This is a genomic window from Paraglaciecola marina, from assembly GCF_004360155.1.
Lineage (GTDB): Bacteria > Pseudomonadota > Gammaproteobacteria > Enterobacterales > Alteromonadaceae > Paraglaciecola > Paraglaciecola marina.
Genome location: NZ_ML178726.1, coordinates 23856 through 37390, shown reverse-complemented (window position 1 = coordinate 37390; position 13535 = coordinate 23856). Strand labels below are relative to the sequence as shown.

At 40.5% G+C, this 13535-nt stretch carries 15 protein-coding genes; 6 read left to right on the top strand and 9 right to left on the bottom strand.

The features are described from left to right. Positions 1-159: 159 nt before the first annotated feature. The 3 genes from EOK74_RS05070 to arfA all read right to left on the bottom strand — a co-directional run bounded on the left by EOK74_RS05070 (position 160) and on the right by arfA (position 2572). Complete coding sequence (locus EOK74_RS05070; protein WP_133468840.1) at positions 160-1926, bottom strand: hypothetical protein; 1767 nt, start codon at positions 1924-1926, stop codon at positions 160-162. A 113-nt stretch (positions 1927-2039) separates the two neighbouring features. Beyond that, complete coding sequence (locus tag EOK74_RS05065) at positions 2040-2291, bottom strand: hypothetical protein (protein ID WP_133468839.1); 252 nt, start codon at positions 2289-2291, stop codon at positions 2040-2042. An 80-nt stretch (positions 2292-2371) separates the two neighbouring features. Further along, entirely contained in the window at positions 2372-2572 is a 201-nt protein-coding gene (arfA, locus tag EOK74_RS05060; RefSeq protein ID WP_133468838.1) for an alternative ribosome rescue factor ArfA, read from the bottom strand. Between the two features lie 229 nt (positions 2573-2801). Here arfA and EOK74_RS05055 point away from each other — a divergent pair, with 229 nt between their 5' ends. Both EOK74_RS05055 and EOK74_RS05050 read left to right on the top strand, forming a co-directional pair. Further along, on the top strand, positions 2802-3209 hold the full coding sequence (locus tag EOK74_RS05055) for a hypothetical protein (RefSeq protein ID WP_133468837.1): 408 nt from the start codon (positions 2802-2804) through the stop codon (positions 3207-3209). Positions 3210-3242: 33 nt separating this feature from the next. Then, positions 3243-4025 (top strand): phytanoyl-CoA dioxygenase family protein, encoded by a 783-nt coding sequence (locus EOK74_RS05050; RefSeq protein ID WP_133468836.1) that lies wholly within the window; start codon positions 3243-3245, stop codon positions 4023-4025. A 15-nt stretch (positions 4026-4040) separates the two neighbouring features. On the opposite strand, the gene EOK74_RS20810 is transcribed toward EOK74_RS05050, so the two are convergent. Then, a complete protein-coding gene (locus EOK74_RS20810) occupies positions 4041-4202 on the bottom strand; it encodes a hypothetical protein (RefSeq protein ID WP_166638718.1) in 162 nt (53 codons plus the stop codon). Positions 4203-4209: 7 nt separating this feature from the next. Then, a complete protein-coding gene (locus EOK74_RS05045; protein WP_133468835.1) occupies positions 4210-4428 on the bottom strand; it encodes a hypothetical protein in 219 nt (72 codons plus the stop codon). Between EOK74_RS05045 and EOK74_RS05040 the strand changes: the two genes are divergently transcribed. After that, complete coding sequence (locus tag EOK74_RS05040) at positions 4427-5224, top strand: DUF1223 domain-containing protein (RefSeq protein WP_133468834.1); 798 nt, start codon at positions 4427-4429, stop codon at positions 5222-5224. The genes EOK74_RS05045 and EOK74_RS05040 overlap by 2 nt on opposite strands. Here the strand turns inward: EOK74_RS05040 and EOK74_RS05035 are convergent. The 4 genes from EOK74_RS05035 to EOK74_RS05020 form a co-directional block, all read right to left on the bottom strand. After that, positions 5221-5814 (bottom strand): DUF6624 domain-containing protein, encoded by a 594-nt coding sequence (locus EOK74_RS05035; RefSeq protein WP_133468833.1) that lies wholly within the window; start codon positions 5812-5814, stop codon positions 5221-5223. The two genes, EOK74_RS05040 and EOK74_RS05035, sit on opposite strands and share 4 nt — an antisense overlap. Positions 5815-6002: 188 nt before the next feature. Continuing rightward, positions 6003-8114 (bottom strand): S9 family peptidase, encoded by a 2112-nt coding sequence (locus EOK74_RS05030; RefSeq protein ID WP_239024019.1) that lies wholly within the window; start codon positions 8112-8114, stop codon positions 6003-6005. A gap of 366 nt (positions 8115-8480) precedes the next feature. Continuing rightward, positions 8481-9134, bottom strand: a complete 654-nt coding sequence (locus EOK74_RS05025) for a dUTP diphosphatase (RefSeq protein WP_133468831.1) — start codon at positions 9132-9134, stop codon at positions 8481-8483. A gap of 14 nt (positions 9135-9148) precedes the next feature. Then, the gene (locus EOK74_RS05020) at positions 9149-10378 is read right to left on the bottom strand and encodes a multifunctional CCA addition/repair protein (RefSeq protein ID WP_133468871.1); all 1230 of its coding nucleotides are present in this window, start codon (positions 10376-10378) and stop codon (positions 9149-9151) included. A 177-nt stretch (positions 10379-10555) separates the two neighbouring features. Between EOK74_RS05020 and EOK74_RS05015 the strand changes: the two genes are divergently transcribed. From EOK74_RS05015 to EOK74_RS05005, 3 genes are all read left to right on the top strand, one after another. Continuing rightward, on the top strand, positions 10556-11467 hold the full coding sequence (locus EOK74_RS05015; RefSeq protein ID WP_133468830.1) for an ExeA family protein: 912 nt from the start codon (positions 10556-10558) through the stop codon (positions 11465-11467). Then, positions 11460-12503 carry a general secretion pathway protein GspB gene (locus EOK74_RS05010; RefSeq protein WP_133468829.1) on the top strand — a complete coding sequence of 348 codons (1044 nt, stop codon included), beginning with the start codon at positions 11460-11462 and terminating at the stop codon, positions 12501-12503. Before EOK74_RS05015 ends, EOK74_RS05010 begins: the two co-directional genes overlap by 8 nt. Positions 12504-12710: 207 nt before the next feature. Beyond that, positions 12711-13496 (top strand): substrate-binding periplasmic protein, encoded by a 786-nt coding sequence (locus tag EOK74_RS05005; protein WP_133468828.1) that lies wholly within the window; start codon positions 12711-12713, stop codon positions 13494-13496. Positions 13497-13535 lie beyond the last annotated feature (39 nt).

The following is a 13535-nucleotide window of genomic DNA, read 5'->3' as shown; positions in this document are numbered from 1 at the left end:
TTTGAGCCGAACTCAATCAAGTACAAGGTTATGTACTTTAAGTTAAATTGAATATCTGGAGGCTGAGCTACCGTTAGGTTACTCAGCCTCTTTCTTTTGTGCTTTTAAAAATCACTGTTAAGTCGCAAATATTTGATCTTTGACTTGATAGCATTTGCTTTATTCAACTTCACTTTCGCTCTCTTGTTCTTTCATCACTTCGAGCATGGCTTGAAACTTTTTCTGCATGTCATCTAGGTCGATATCAAATTCAGTTTGCCACGTTTCTCCGAAATCTTTGGTACTTATCACTTCACCTTTGTCACATAAAAAGAACAAGGTTTGTTGATAAGTGAGCATGGGAAGTAAGGTGTGACAGGTATCTTGGGTTAGCCCGTGAGCCTGCCAATCATTCTTGCTAACCGTGTCCGCCGCGGCAGCAGTTACAATTTTTAACTCGCTAGATTTTGTGCTGTTCTTTCTTACCCTTGCCACCGTCACTATCGTGTTGTCGGCTAGAATAGTCGGTAAGCTAATGTCACTTTTAGCATCACCGAACAATTTTAAGTTACGGTTTATGTCATGCCAGGTCTGTCCATCATCTAGGCTATAAACTTGATCGCCTACACCGTCCCACTGACTCACTTCAAGGCCTACTAAGGCTCCACTTCTAAGCTTCTCAAGTTTTACCAAAGAATTCGTTTTAGTGGAATTCCAGGCGCCTGTTGCACTGCTGTAGTCATATACTTTGTTGTCATTTATAACTCTTAAAGAACCGTCTGCTTTGATCCAAGGAAATAAGCCGCCGTTTTGTACTAACCAATCATTCTTGTTTTTCTTTTTAAAATTACCCACATGTTTCCAAGGAGTGGTGAGTGATTCAAACTCGTATACGTGATAGTCCATGGCTTCACTAGTCAAGGCATAGTGTTTATTTACACCTTGTCCAAACCAAACTATTGCTTCTTTAGCAGCTACCGGTTGTAATTCTGTCCAATCTTTGGCTTGGCTTTCTTTTACAAAAATCAATCCTCGTTCACTGCCTACAGCAATCGTATTACCAAGCTCAATGACGGATGATAGTTGACCATTGGTGGGGAGGTCATTTTGGAGCCACTCTCCATCTTCTTGTAAAATTTTCAATTGACCAAACCTAGCGGCAATGGCTCCCATAGCTCCTGTGTTTAGATAAGATGCCCTTTCTCCGTAAGCGTTTTCTCTTGAAAGCTCACCTAGCTTCTGCCTAAGTGTATCTAGATCATCAGCGGTCCAGCTGAGCGTATCTTCAAAATTAATGTTCTCACTTAAGTTAGGGTAGTGACTAAGGATAAAGCGAGTAAAATCTTGGGTGTCATTTAGGCGTGTGACATAGGCCTTCTGAGAAGAGCGGTTACTCCAAAAAGATTTTTCTTTTACGTTTAAAAGGGGTTGAAATACTAAGCTTCCCAAATTTGTAAACCTATTCTCTTTGACCTCAAAATTGCCTGCCGCTTGGTACACAGGCATGGATAACCATGAACTTAGGTCGCCATTTGAAAAAAAGCTGTACAAGCTAGAAATCATATATGTGCCTTCTGGCATGCTTCCCACAAACAACTGGCTATCAATCACGCCCATATTATTGGGTGCTAAGGAGTATATTTCGGGATCCCAGTCCACTTTGTCTGGGTCAAACGCTTTACCTTTGGATGCAGCCTTAGCTTTGGCTGCATCAATGGCGATTTGTTTGAGTTCATCCATGTTATCGGTGCGAATAACGATAATTTCTGTCCAGCCTTTGTGCAATGAGGCTAGTCTGTCTGTATTGTTGATGACCTGCACTGCGACTACGCCATTACCTATAGGTAGCTCACTACTGGATGATATTTGAGTAGATTGAATGGTGGTTGACCCACACCCAGTTAAAAAGAGAGTTATCGCAATTATCTTGAGAACTAGATACCGCATTGTGATTCCTTAGGTTTTGGTTAAATTGGCAAGACAATCTTTGATGTTGACCTTAAAAGCTCAGAATTTCAAGGGTTTAAGTTGTGACCTTTTGTAGGAGAGGTCGCTAGGCTTTATTTGCTAAATATTTTACCGCCAATGATTTTAAAAGCCGGGGTGCCCCGTATAAGGGTATCTCTGGCAAAAGTGGCATGACAATTTGGGCAAGTACAGGGGGTACTGGTAAAGTCTTTGGTTATTCGTTCTTTAAAGCATTTCGCTAAGGCACCTTTGCCGCCTTTACGATATTTAAAAAGTTGAGTTTTGCATTGGCTACAATAGATATCGACTGAGGAGCTAGGGGCTTTTTTATTAGGCTTAGCCATGCGGTTTCAGCCTAGTTGATGTGTCTAATGGTAAAATACAAAGATAAAAACCTTATTTAATCACTGCTACAAGCCATGCTTTAAGCAGCTATTAAATAAGACTCTTGTCTTACATTTTTAGCTTTACGTTGGTAAGAGCCTTTACCTTTTTTAGGTTTGACAACTTGCATCTTGTAAACTTTAGATGTGACTAAAGCCGCCAAAAAATTATCTTTAATTTCTCCTCGCCCCAAGTCGGTTTTATTATTAGCTTTTGCTAATTGCTTTTTTTGTTTGTTCATTTTGGTTCCTTTAAAGGTTGTTTTTACACTACTAGTCAGTAGTGAACACTTATTATATAGCTGAATGTGTAAAACAAAATAGTATTTGCTTACGTTATTTATTGATTATTTTTGCAGTTAAATTAGTTCCTTCATATTAAGCAGTATCATATCATTAGGTGCTTATTCTTTAAGGCATCAACTCACCCCAAACCCTGCAAAAAATATTAATGAAGGCATACGTAAACATATGATTTCTAAAAAAGTCCGTGAACTTTTTACGTCTATGATGGAAGCACAAAGTGAAGGTACCCCCGTTACTTATGATATAGAAACCGAGCAGTACACCGGGTATTTCAATCAAGTTGTGGTAAATAAATTTATTGATGCTGGTTTGTTAGAGCTGGTAGACGATACTGATGGGTTAAGCTGTCTTATTATAAATAACCGAGATGATTTTTTAAGCGGGTTTGCTTCGGGGGTGAACGAAGCTCGCTTAGGTCGAGACCAGTATTACGCAGACTACAATGCCAACCCGTTTGCTTTTTCTGTTGGTTTTGAGCACTTTTTATATTTAAACAAAAAGCCTAGATTGTTAGTTGGGTATATTTGCCATGGGTTTATAAATGACGAGACAGGCGAAATACATGTTCAGTAACCGGTTTTTACACACTGATGTGGTGCTTAGGTAATGCATAGCGACCAAAATCAATGGGCTACCCAATACGAAGAGCTGGGATACTTTGTTATTCGTGGTTATTTCACTGCTGCTGAAATGTCTGCACTCAGAGAGGTTATCTTAATGTTTCATGAAGGATGGAAACAAGACAATCCTGAATTTTATAAAGAAGTGGCGTTTAATTCCTCTTTGATAACTGGTAGCCAATACCTTGATGCTAAAGACAGGGTTAAGCTGTTTAATTTTATTAGTTCACCAAAAATGATGAGTGTCATTGAGTCTTTGATCCCAACTCATGCTGCTTTTATGAATACCCAATTGTTTTTCAATCCGGTAAATCCTGAGTTAAAGGATTTTTGGCATCGAGATTGTCAATATGATCACGATCTTGCAGGTCAAAAAAAGGCGATTGCAGAAACCCAAGTGGTGCACTTGCGAGTGCCTTTGTTCGATGAATTAGGGATGGAGTTAATACCTGGTACTCACAAACGTTGGGATACCCAAGAAGAGCTAGATGTCCGCGAAGAGGAAAATGGCAGACGCAGTAATGATAGTTTACCCGGTGCTACAAGCATTCCTCTTGCAGCTGGGGACGTATTGGTGTTTTCTGCAGATATGATTCATCGTGGTTTATACGGGTTAGACCGCCTAGCATGGGATATTTTGGTTTTTGATGCTACCGCTGATTTTGCAGACTATGTTGACCCTGACTGCTTACCCACTCCGGCTATGTTATCCAAACTCCATGACCCTCGTTTATTTGCTAAAACGCTCTCGTTAACGTCTGACAACTAAAGTCTGTAGGCTACTTTAACCTTTAGATTGGGAAGTATTGAAGGACTGGGCGTACTGACGTTCGTGACGCTCGTTTTTATGGCCAGAGCCCTTATGTCCAAAAAAGGCACAAGAGCTAGTTAAAACCGTTATTACGGCTATGGTTGCCACTAATTTCACACCTTGCATGTTTTTCATTACTTACTCACAGGTTAATCTTGAATATCATTTTATCTTTATGGTCTTTCGAGGTAAAGACTGCAGATAAGTTCACTGAATCTGGCATGAACATGGCTAATATTTGGTTTTCACCTGCTTGTTTACCTGCCCACAATGACATGAAAATGTGATTTTTGTTGTGATGATACTGTGATATTTGGGTCTTATAGTTAGTTGATGATTTCGCTTTTTGATGGTTAAACATGAATAATTATTTTTTGATAGTTAGTGGAACTGAGGGCGTGGCTTTGCGCCAATTTATCTGGGTAATGCTAGTGCTTTTTTCTAGTTTTACTGCCCATAGCTTTGAAAAAATTGAGTTTACGTCTTCTTCACAGCGCCCTCTATTGTTAGAGCTATATTCTTCACAAGGTTGCAGTAGCTGTCCTCCAGCTCAAAAGTGGGTGAATAGTTTTACTGAGTCTCCTGATTTGTGGAGTAAGTTCATACCTATTGTTTTTCATGTGGATTATTGGGATTACATTGGTTGGAAAGACCCGTTTTCATCTGCTGAGTTTTCAAACAGGCAAAGGAGCTTTAAGAGTGCTGGGTTAATAAATTCGGTATATACCCCAGGGTTTGTGGTAAATGGCCATGAGTGGAAAGGATGGTTTACTGGCAATGCCATAGACACAAGTAAACTTGAACGAACATCTAATATCACTTTAACTGTAAGCGCGGAGCAAGAAAGGGTGAGGGTCAATTATGATTATATTGATCCAAGGAAAGCAGAAGAGGGGCGTATCCATGTTGCAGTTTTAGGTTTTGATGTTGAAACCCAAGTTAAAGCCGGTGAAAACGCCCACAGGACCTTGCGTGATAATTTTATGGTACTAGGTTATCAGCAGCAAAAAATGCACAGCGTTCAGCATGTCATTCAATATCCTAAACTATCTGCTACAGCTAAAAAATATGCCTTGGTAGTATGGACAAGCAAACCTAATGGGTTAGTGCCAACTCAAGCTGTAGGAGGGTATTTACCACAAAGTTTTAATTTTTAAGGTAACTCGGTTAACTCCAGCTGCTTTTTAAACTCTGCGAATGGCGGTAGGTTCAACTCAGCCCTTAATTGGTCTAAGGAGTCGACATTCTCAATAGGGCTAAAAACAAGCTTGCCCTGTGTAATCTGGTATTGAGTGCCAAACACTTGCTTTTGCCCTTTTCTAATCGCCACTAAGTCTGTGATATCAGCGACACTTTGCCCTGTTACCCCTTGGCCGTTCATATAAGATTGAATAATAAGTGGCAGCATGTTTTGTTGAAAATCTAAGTCTTCAGAATACTTCACTATAGTCACAGCTGCATTTACCCCTTGGCTGCCTACTAAGGATTGGCTAGGCCAGCCGTGAAGAGAAACGATTTCTTCAAGAGTTTGGGTGTGCAGATTCAATATATCCGTTTGTAATTGCTGTAGCACTTGGTTATCTGTGGCGCTTTGCTGGGTTACTTCTAAGGCTTGCTGCGCCATTTGAGTGAGGCGGTTTTGCAACTGGGTCTGAACTTCTGCATTGATCTTTTGGCTAAACACCAGTAAGCACAAAATTAAACTTAATGCAGTGCAAAGGTGGAAGTTTATCAGGAGGTTTTTCATAAGGTTAGTACTTCTAAATTTTGGACGTTATTAAGCCATAATTAGCTTCGATAATCAGCGCTAAAATTACAATTTTCACCATAATGAATGATGGATAAATGCATTCATTTTATGTTTTAACTATAACGCAAAAACTAGGGTTAAATAAGAAAGGGCACCGATTAATGATGCCCTTTAAAATAGAATAATTACTCAGAGTCACTAGATTCTTGTTTCGCTGGGTCGTATTTGGCAAACCAACCCATAATGTTATCGGTTTTGCTGACCAAACGACTGGGGCGAGAGGCTATGTAATGGGGTGCACTGGGTACCCGTATTAACGCCGTATCTACCTTTAACATCTTTAATGCTGTGTAAAATTGCTCAGCTTCCCATGCTGGAGTTCGGTAGTCTTCTTCACCCACCATCAACAAAGTAGGCGTGGTGACTTTATCTACATAACTGATGGGAGAGCGCTTTAAATATACCTCAGGCTCAGACCAAGGGTCTGCTCGTACCCAATGTCTTCTAACAAACTGACCAATATCTGCTGCTAATGCCATAGTCATCCAGTTAATCACTGGTTTTATGGAGGCAGCTGCGGCAAAGCGTTTGGTTTTGGTGGTTATCCAAGCTGTTAATATTCCGCCTCCTGAGCCACCTGTAACAAACAAGCGTTCTGGATCTGCATATTTTTTAGCTACTACTTCATCGACTACTGTCATAAGATCATCGTAGTCGTACCCTGGATAGGCTAAATCTATACTTAGTGCAAAGTCTTCACCATAACCAGTTGAGCCTCTAGGATTAACCCAAACTGTTACATAGCCTTCAGCTGCATAACGTTGTATTTCGCTAGCAAAGAAAGGCCCATACATGGCATAAGGTCCGCCATGAATCTCCAAAATCATAGGGTAGCTTCCATCTGCTTTAAAGTCAGGAGGAAAAGCCACCCAAGCTTCTATCTCTAACCCATCGTGGGAAGATTTAACTTTAATTTCTTCTACCGGTGCCATATCTAAGTAGGGCAGTACATCGTCATTCAGCGCAGTGAGTATTTGTTGATCTTTACCTTTTATAGTGGCAACACCGACTTCAGCGGGGCGATCGCTAAAGCCGGCGGTATAGGCAACCAAAGGCTTTTTATTGTGGCTAACTGAAAAGCTACCCGCTGCGTAGGGGCGGCCAATTGATGTACCACCTATATTGGTGATGAGCTTGGTGATTTTGCCTTTTAAACTAATATTAAACAGACTTAATACACCATGGTCTTCTGATAAAACTAATAAGCTTTTACCATCAGGGGCCCAAAGTGTTTGACCTATGCTACCAGCAAAGTCTGCAGCCAATGGTTTAACATTGCTACCATCTGCATCCATTACATACAAGTCTGTCTGTTGATAAGACAAGACTTTATCGTCATAGCCTAAAAACGCGATAGTTTTGCCATTTGGTGAAACTAGGGGGGTGTGGTCCGGCCCATCTCTACTGGTTAATGCCGTGATATCTAGCGTGCTCAAATCTAGTTTATAAATTTCACTTTCGATGAAATCTAGGTACCCGTCCTCAGCTAGATTTCCAGTGACTAGCAGGTTTTGATTGTCGAGCCATTCTGGATTTGATAGTCCGGATTCTTCAAAGGTTATTTGTCTTGGGGTTCCGCCATTTACAGGGAGTGTAAAGGTTTGATTTGCGCCTTCTGGTAGGTAGCCTGCGCCATCAAAACGAAAAGTGAGTTCATCTATTACATTGAAAGGTTTATTCCACTGTGCGCCTTTGGGTTGTTTTAGTGGGTTAGCAAATGAGGTTTTCTTTGCTTCTACAAACATATTAAAGGCTAAGTGACTGCCATCTGGTGACCAAACTATCCCAGATGCACCGGCAAATAATTGAGCCAATGAGTAGCTTATGCCCGTATCAATAAAAACACGCTTTAGTTCAGGTGTACCATTATGATAGCTGGTAAATACTAAGCTTTTTCCATCGGGAGACCACACTGGAGAGGAGGCGTATTGGTCTGCAATTAGAGGTCGATTTTGACCTGATTTAATATCTAATATCCATAATTTACCTGCGTCTTTGTCGGTGGTTTTATCCATGCTTTGACGCAAATAAACAATGGTTTTACCGTCTGGAGAAATTTTCGGGTCTTTTGCGTATTCCATATCGAATACACGTTCTGCGGTAAATCGCTTAGAAGGTGTTTTAGTATCACTGGCTGCCAATATTGAAGTTGGCAGTAGCGTAGCAGACACTACTGAACAGGTAATAACTGCCCGTAGCATTTTTAGATTGACGAACTTTTCAAACAAGTTCTGCATAGTATTATCCCTTGTAATCATTATTGTAGTTTTATGAGGTGGCCTATTATCAGAGCAAAACACCAGTCTAAACTGTATCACGATAACTAGAACCTAGGTTAAGTCAGCTTGGTTTGCATAGGTGTTTTGGTCAAATTATTTGTAAGAAAAAATGTGGTAAGTTGGCTGGCAGGGAGGGAGTGAATACTGCGTCTGAATTAGGATGCATTACTAGGTATAAGTATAGGCAGTCACAGGAATTAGAGGGGATTGTAGCCGAAACAATCATTGCTGCCTTAGTCTTAAACTAAAAAACTGTACCAAGGTACAGTTTTTTAGGAATGAATTTCAATTCGTATAGGAATACTTTTTTAACTAAGGTTAGGTTTAACTAGGATAACGCTCACTGAGACCAGTATAAACTTGGTCGCTGTAGTCAGCTAAGCTGATATCCAAACTATTCAACACCTCTACTAAGTGTTCATTGTCTTCTTGGCCATTCCACACCTTAATGTAACTGCCGTCTTTGTAGCCATGATCTTGGCGGAAAAAATTTAAAATGTTTTTCCCCACATATTGGCGGTACAACTCGTCTGAGTCCATTTCAGCTTGTTCTACTATTTTGATAAATAGTGGTACATCAAAGCGTTTAGCTGCACATAAACCTGTCATCAGTTCTAAATTATCTAAAATATCCAAGGTACTGAAATCGTAATCTTTACCGTCAAAGGTCACGGTCGTTTTAGTTGATGTGAGCTGCTCCGCTATGGTATTGGCAGATAACTGAACGTCGCCTTTAAAACTAATGAGTATTTCTGACAGTGCAAAATGCCAAATGTCCACTAACTCCATTTGCAATTGTGGTAAGTCTTTTTGCTGTGCTTTCCACCATTTCCAGCCATGATGCTCAATGCCTTCAACTGACTCAATCATAGCGGCTCGTAAATATCCATAACCGGCGTTTAGCCAGTCAGGGTTTACTTTTGCATTCATATTGCCTTGTAACGTTAACATAGTGGCTAGTTGCGTGGGTGTAAGCATAATGGAGCGGATCCTTATTTGTTGTCGCTATTTTTAAGTTCGTTGATAATACGTATACGTTCTTGGTTTACTTGTTCTTTAATGGCAGGGCCATTGTAGCCTTTGGCAACTATGGCTTTTATATCAACCTTAGCGGCTCGAGAGTATGCCTGCCAAATATAATCTGCATTTGCATAGGGGATGTCCTCAAAGGTGGTTCTGCCTCTAGCATCAGCTTTGCAGGCTAACAAAAAGTCTGCAAAGCGTTCTGGCTTACGCCAAGCATCACATGCGTTTAACATGGCTAAAATCGTACTGGCTTTAAGCTCATAAGCTTTATGCACATGGGTATGGTATTCACTTACCATCAAGCCTAGATCTCGGCATTCATTGGGCACTTTTAGGCGTAAACTTAAGGTGCGAATAGCATCTACGCCTAGCTTTTCGTGCCCCCGGTGAGAAGGCCATTTTTCTGAAGGCGTTAAACCTTTACCTAAGTCATGAACTAACGCCGCATAACGTACAGATAAGGTTTTTGAAAGCCGAGTTACTTGCTGTAAAACCATCATAATATGAACGCCAGTATCGACCTCTGGGTGCCATCTCGGGGGGTTGGGTATTCCCCATAATACATCTAGTTCTGGGAACCACTCGGTTAATCCACCACAGGCTCTTAAACTTTCAAAGTACACTTCTGGGTGATCTTCAAGTATTGCCCTAGCGGTTTCTTGCCAGACTCGCTCTGCACTCAGGGCTTTAAGTTCGCCATTGGCCACTATGGTTTGCATTAACGATAGAGTTTCTGGGGCTATGGTAAACCCTAGGTAATGATATCTGGCGGCGAACCTAGCAACCCGTAGTACCCTTAAAGGATCTTCTATAAAGGCATCGGATACATGGCGTAATATTTTGTTATCTAAATCTTGTCGGCCTTGGTAAGGGTCGATAATTTGACCTTCTTGGTCCATGGCCATGGCATTGATGGTGAGGTCGCGGCGCAGTAAATCTTCTTTTAAGGTCACTTTGCTTGAGGCGTCACAACTAAAGCCTGTGTAACCGGCACCTACTTTTCTTTCTATGCGCGCTAATGCGTATTCTTCTTTACTCTTAGGATGCAAAAAGACGGGGAAATCGGCCCCTACTGCCACATAACCTTGTTGTAACATTTGTTCTGGGGTGGCGCCTACCACCACCCAATCTTTATCTTTAATTGGGCGTTCTAATAATTTATCGCGGACAGCGCCGCCAACTAGGTAGGTTTGCATAATAAGTTCGTAATTTTCATTCAAACTATTATGCCTCAGTGCACTGCATTGCAGAAGCCAACTTTGTTGAAAAATACAATTAAAAAAACACAGCGCCTTTGACAATATCCAGCTAACTGGTTAGTTTACGTCAGTTACTTTAACCTGCTATTTAACTCACGAGTATCTATCAAACTTATGTACTTAAGCTATTTTGGATTATCTGATAATCCTTTCTCAATCGCTCCTAATCCTGATTATTTATACATGAGCCCTAGGCATAAAGAAGCCTTGGCACATTTGATTTTTGGGTTAAGAGAAAGCGGTGGATTTGTGATGTTAACTGGTGAGGTAGGTACTGGAAAAACCACTGTATCACGCAAGTTAATGCAACAGTTGCCTGAAAACACCCAAGTGGCAATGATTTTAAACCCAACACTATCAGCCTTAGAGTTATTAGCCACTATATGTGATGAGTTAGGTATTGAATATTCAAGCAAACGGGCTAGTTTGAAGTATTTTACAGACAAGATTTTAAATAAATTAGCCAGCAATCATGAGTTGGGAATTAATACCGTACTAATTGTAGATGAGGCGCAGCACCTATTGCCCGAGGTGTTAGAACAGTTAAGGTTACTAACAAATTTAGAAACCAATCGAGAAAAACTTCTTAAAGTGGTGCTAATTGGGCAGCCAGAGTTACAGCAATTGTTAAAGCGTAATGAGTTACGGCAATTAGCTCAACGTATTACTGCCCGTTATCATTTATTGCCATTGACCTCTGCTGAAGTGGGTGCATATATCGGCCATAGGCTAGGTGTGGCAAATGGTGATGTGAGTGTGTTTTCAAAAGCCACGCTCAAAACTGCATTTCATATAAGTGGCGGTATTCCCAGAGTGATCAATCTTTTGTGTGACAGAGCACTGACTTTGACATTCACCAAACAGTTACCCGCGGTACCACAACATATATTTGTAGTGGCAGCGGAGCAAATTTTAGGAGCTGATGTTGTTAAACAAAGGCGAGGTAAGTCATGGACGTATACCTTGTTAGCAATTTTTGCAGCCTCTGTGGCTGCAGGTTTTTGGGTAGGGTCGCTAAATGGGTAAGGTAATTAACATACAAGCGCTAACCCCTGGAATGGTAATTATCCGTGTTACTCAACAAAATGGCCCTGTGAGGATAAGAAAGACGGGCTTAGTAAGTAGCCAAGCTATGGTGCAAGGCTTGATTGAAATGGGTATTCAAGAAGTTGAAATAGACCCAGAGCAAACCGTTGAAGTAGAGCCTGTACAGGTTAACAAGTCTGCTACCCAGAAAATGCTTGAAAGTAATCACGTTACTAATACACGAATAGATGATGGCTTGTCTGATCAATTCCATCGCAGCTTATTTCTACCTTCAGTGCAAGATATTCCTTCAGCTTGGTTGTTTTATACTAAACGATACGGCTTAGCTGTGTTAATTGCTATTGGAGGCTTTGGGCTTGGGTGGGCAGGATCTCATTATGAAGGGGTTAAACAGTGGTTTGTTTCAACCTCTGTTATCGAGCCTAACTTAGATAAGTCAGTGGCAGAAGCGGCTTCTCCACAAGTTAATAGAATAGGTGACTCGTCATCTTCTGAAGCAGCGGATAGGGAAAATGAAGTTATCTCTACACAGGCCTTACCTGTTCAAGAAAGTTCGGCTCAACTCCTACAAGAGGATGAAAAATTTGTCCCCCCAACTTCTGATAAAACACACTTAGTTGTAGAGGCTACGCCTGAATTAGCTCCAGAGCCTACGACTACACCATCAGAAGAGCAGCCAATATCAGCAGACCTGTTAGCAAAATTTAGAGAGGCGGTGTCTGAAGTCGGAGAAAATGCTCCAAATCCAGAAGTACAAAATGCTCAGCTTGATAATGGCGTGTCTAGAATAGATAAGTTACCTGTGTGGGTATTGACAGAGCTACCCAATATGTCATTTTCTGCTCATATGTACGCCTCTGATGACGCTGAACGTTGGGTCAGAGTAAATGGAACCAGAATGGTTGAGGGAGATATGATAGAAGGCTCGGTTGAAATTATTAGCATTTCTCCACAGCAGGTTGTTTTAAGCTATGAAGGCCATAAATTTGTAATGGATGCATTGACTGATTGGTGATTTATTTCGTTTTTCTTTTTTGAGCTAAGTTAATGATACACATTAGCGGTTGTTTATTATTTAATAGTATGTGATTTTTAACTTTACTTGCTTTAATGCTCGCTTCTTAAGCTAAATGTGTTGTTGATGCCTTATTCGCTAAGTAAGTTTTTTCGTTTTAGAGTTTTATAAAAAGACCCATAAATAAAGGACTTAATAGGGCCAAGAATGAATTTTCCTATGAAATTTTCGATATTCCTTCCCATGTCTGTACTGGTAATTGTTTTAGGATGGTTACCCGTTAGCTATGCTGATGAGCTTTTTGAAAGAGGTTCAGTAAAGCTAGCAACAGGTAAAGGATATGCTCCGTTTGTAGATGAAGATTTATCTGCTGGGGGTTGGTCTGTAGATATAGTTAGGCATACATTTAAGCAGCTAAGTTTAGATATTCAGCTTGATGTCCTACCTTGGGACCGAGCTTTAAAGTGGACCAAGGATAGAAAAGTACTGGCTGCGTTTCCATTCGTTTATTCAAAGCTACGTGCAGAGCAATTTCTTTTTTCTGAACCAATAAACTACGTACCTATACATATGTATGTCGCCAAAGATTCAGGCTTTTTATCCATAGAGCAACTTAAAGGTAAACGGCTGTGTTTTCCTTTGGACTATACTATCGGCTCGGTGGAACAAGCTATTTTTGATAAATTTGAGATGATTATCAATAGAGCTAAAGACGGCTTTGCATGTGTAAAGCATGTGAACAAAGGCTGGAGTGATGCTGGGATAACCAATGGCTATATTGATGCGGCGAGAATAAATATTATCTCTGATGAAAAAGTAGATTCAATTAGGATATTTAACGAGTTGCTAGGCAACACCCCCCTTTATTTAGTTATCAGTAAACAACATCCACAAGGTCAAAAATGGATCGATGAATTTAATCATGGACTCAAGTTGCTGGAGTCCAGCGGTAAAAAATCAATCATAGATAAACAACACCTGCAAAACTTGTAACTTTTATTCTCTTTGATTTTAGAAATCAAATAACACTGT

Coding starts and splice junctions, on each gene's coding strand:
- EOK74_RS05045 (WP_133468835.1), bottom strand. CDS start 4,428: ATGTTTAACCATCAAAAAGCGAAATCATCAACTAACTATAAGACCCAA.
- EOK74_RS05020 (WP_133468871.1), bottom strand. CDS start 10,378: ATGCAAACCTACCTAGTTGGCGGCGCTGTCCGCGATAAATTATTAGAA.
- EOK74_RS05035 (WP_133468833.1), bottom strand. CDS start 5,814: ATGAAAAACCTCCTGATAAACTTCCACCTTTGCACTGCATTAAGTTTA.
- EOK74_RS05005 (WP_133468828.1), top strand. CDS start 12,711: ATGAATTTTCCTATGAAATTTTCGATATTCCTTCCCATGTCTGTACTG.
- EOK74_RS05015 (WP_133468830.1), top strand. CDS start 10,556: ATGTACTTAAGCTATTTTGGATTATCTGATAATCCTTTCTCAATCGCT.
- EOK74_RS05010 (WP_133468829.1), top strand. CDS start 11,460: ATGGGTAAGGTAATTAACATACAAGCGCTAACCCCTGGAATGGTAATT.
- EOK74_RS20810 (WP_166638718.1), bottom strand. CDS start 4,202: ATGAAAAACATGCAAGGTGTGAAATTAGTGGCAACCATAGCCGTAATA.
- EOK74_RS05050 (WP_133468836.1), top strand. CDS start 3,243: ATGCATAGCGACCAAAATCAATGGGCTACCCAATACGAAGAGCTGGGA.
- EOK74_RS05030 (WP_239024019.1), bottom strand. CDS start 8,114: ATGCAGAACTTGTTTGAAAAGTTCGTCAATCTAAAAATGCTACGGGCA.
- EOK74_RS05040 (WP_133468834.1), top strand. CDS start 4,427: ATGAATAATTATTTTTTGATAGTTAGTGGAACTGAGGGCGTGGCTTTG.
- arfA (WP_133468838.1), bottom strand. CDS start 2,572: ATGAACAAACAAAAAAAGCAATTAGCAAAAGCTAATAATAAAACCGAC.
- EOK74_RS05055 (WP_133468837.1), top strand. CDS start 2,802: ATGATTTCTAAAAAAGTCCGTGAACTTTTTACGTCTATGATGGAAGCA.
- EOK74_RS05065 (WP_133468839.1), bottom strand. CDS start 2,291: ATGGCTAAGCCTAATAAAAAAGCCCCTAGCTCCTCAGTCGATATCTAT.
- EOK74_RS05070 (WP_133468840.1), bottom strand. CDS start 1,926: ATGCGGTATCTAGTTCTCAAGATAATTGCGATAACTCTCTTTTTAACT.
- EOK74_RS05025 (WP_133468831.1), bottom strand. CDS start 9,134: ATGCTTACACCCACGCAACTAGCCACTATGTTAACGTTACAAGGCAAT.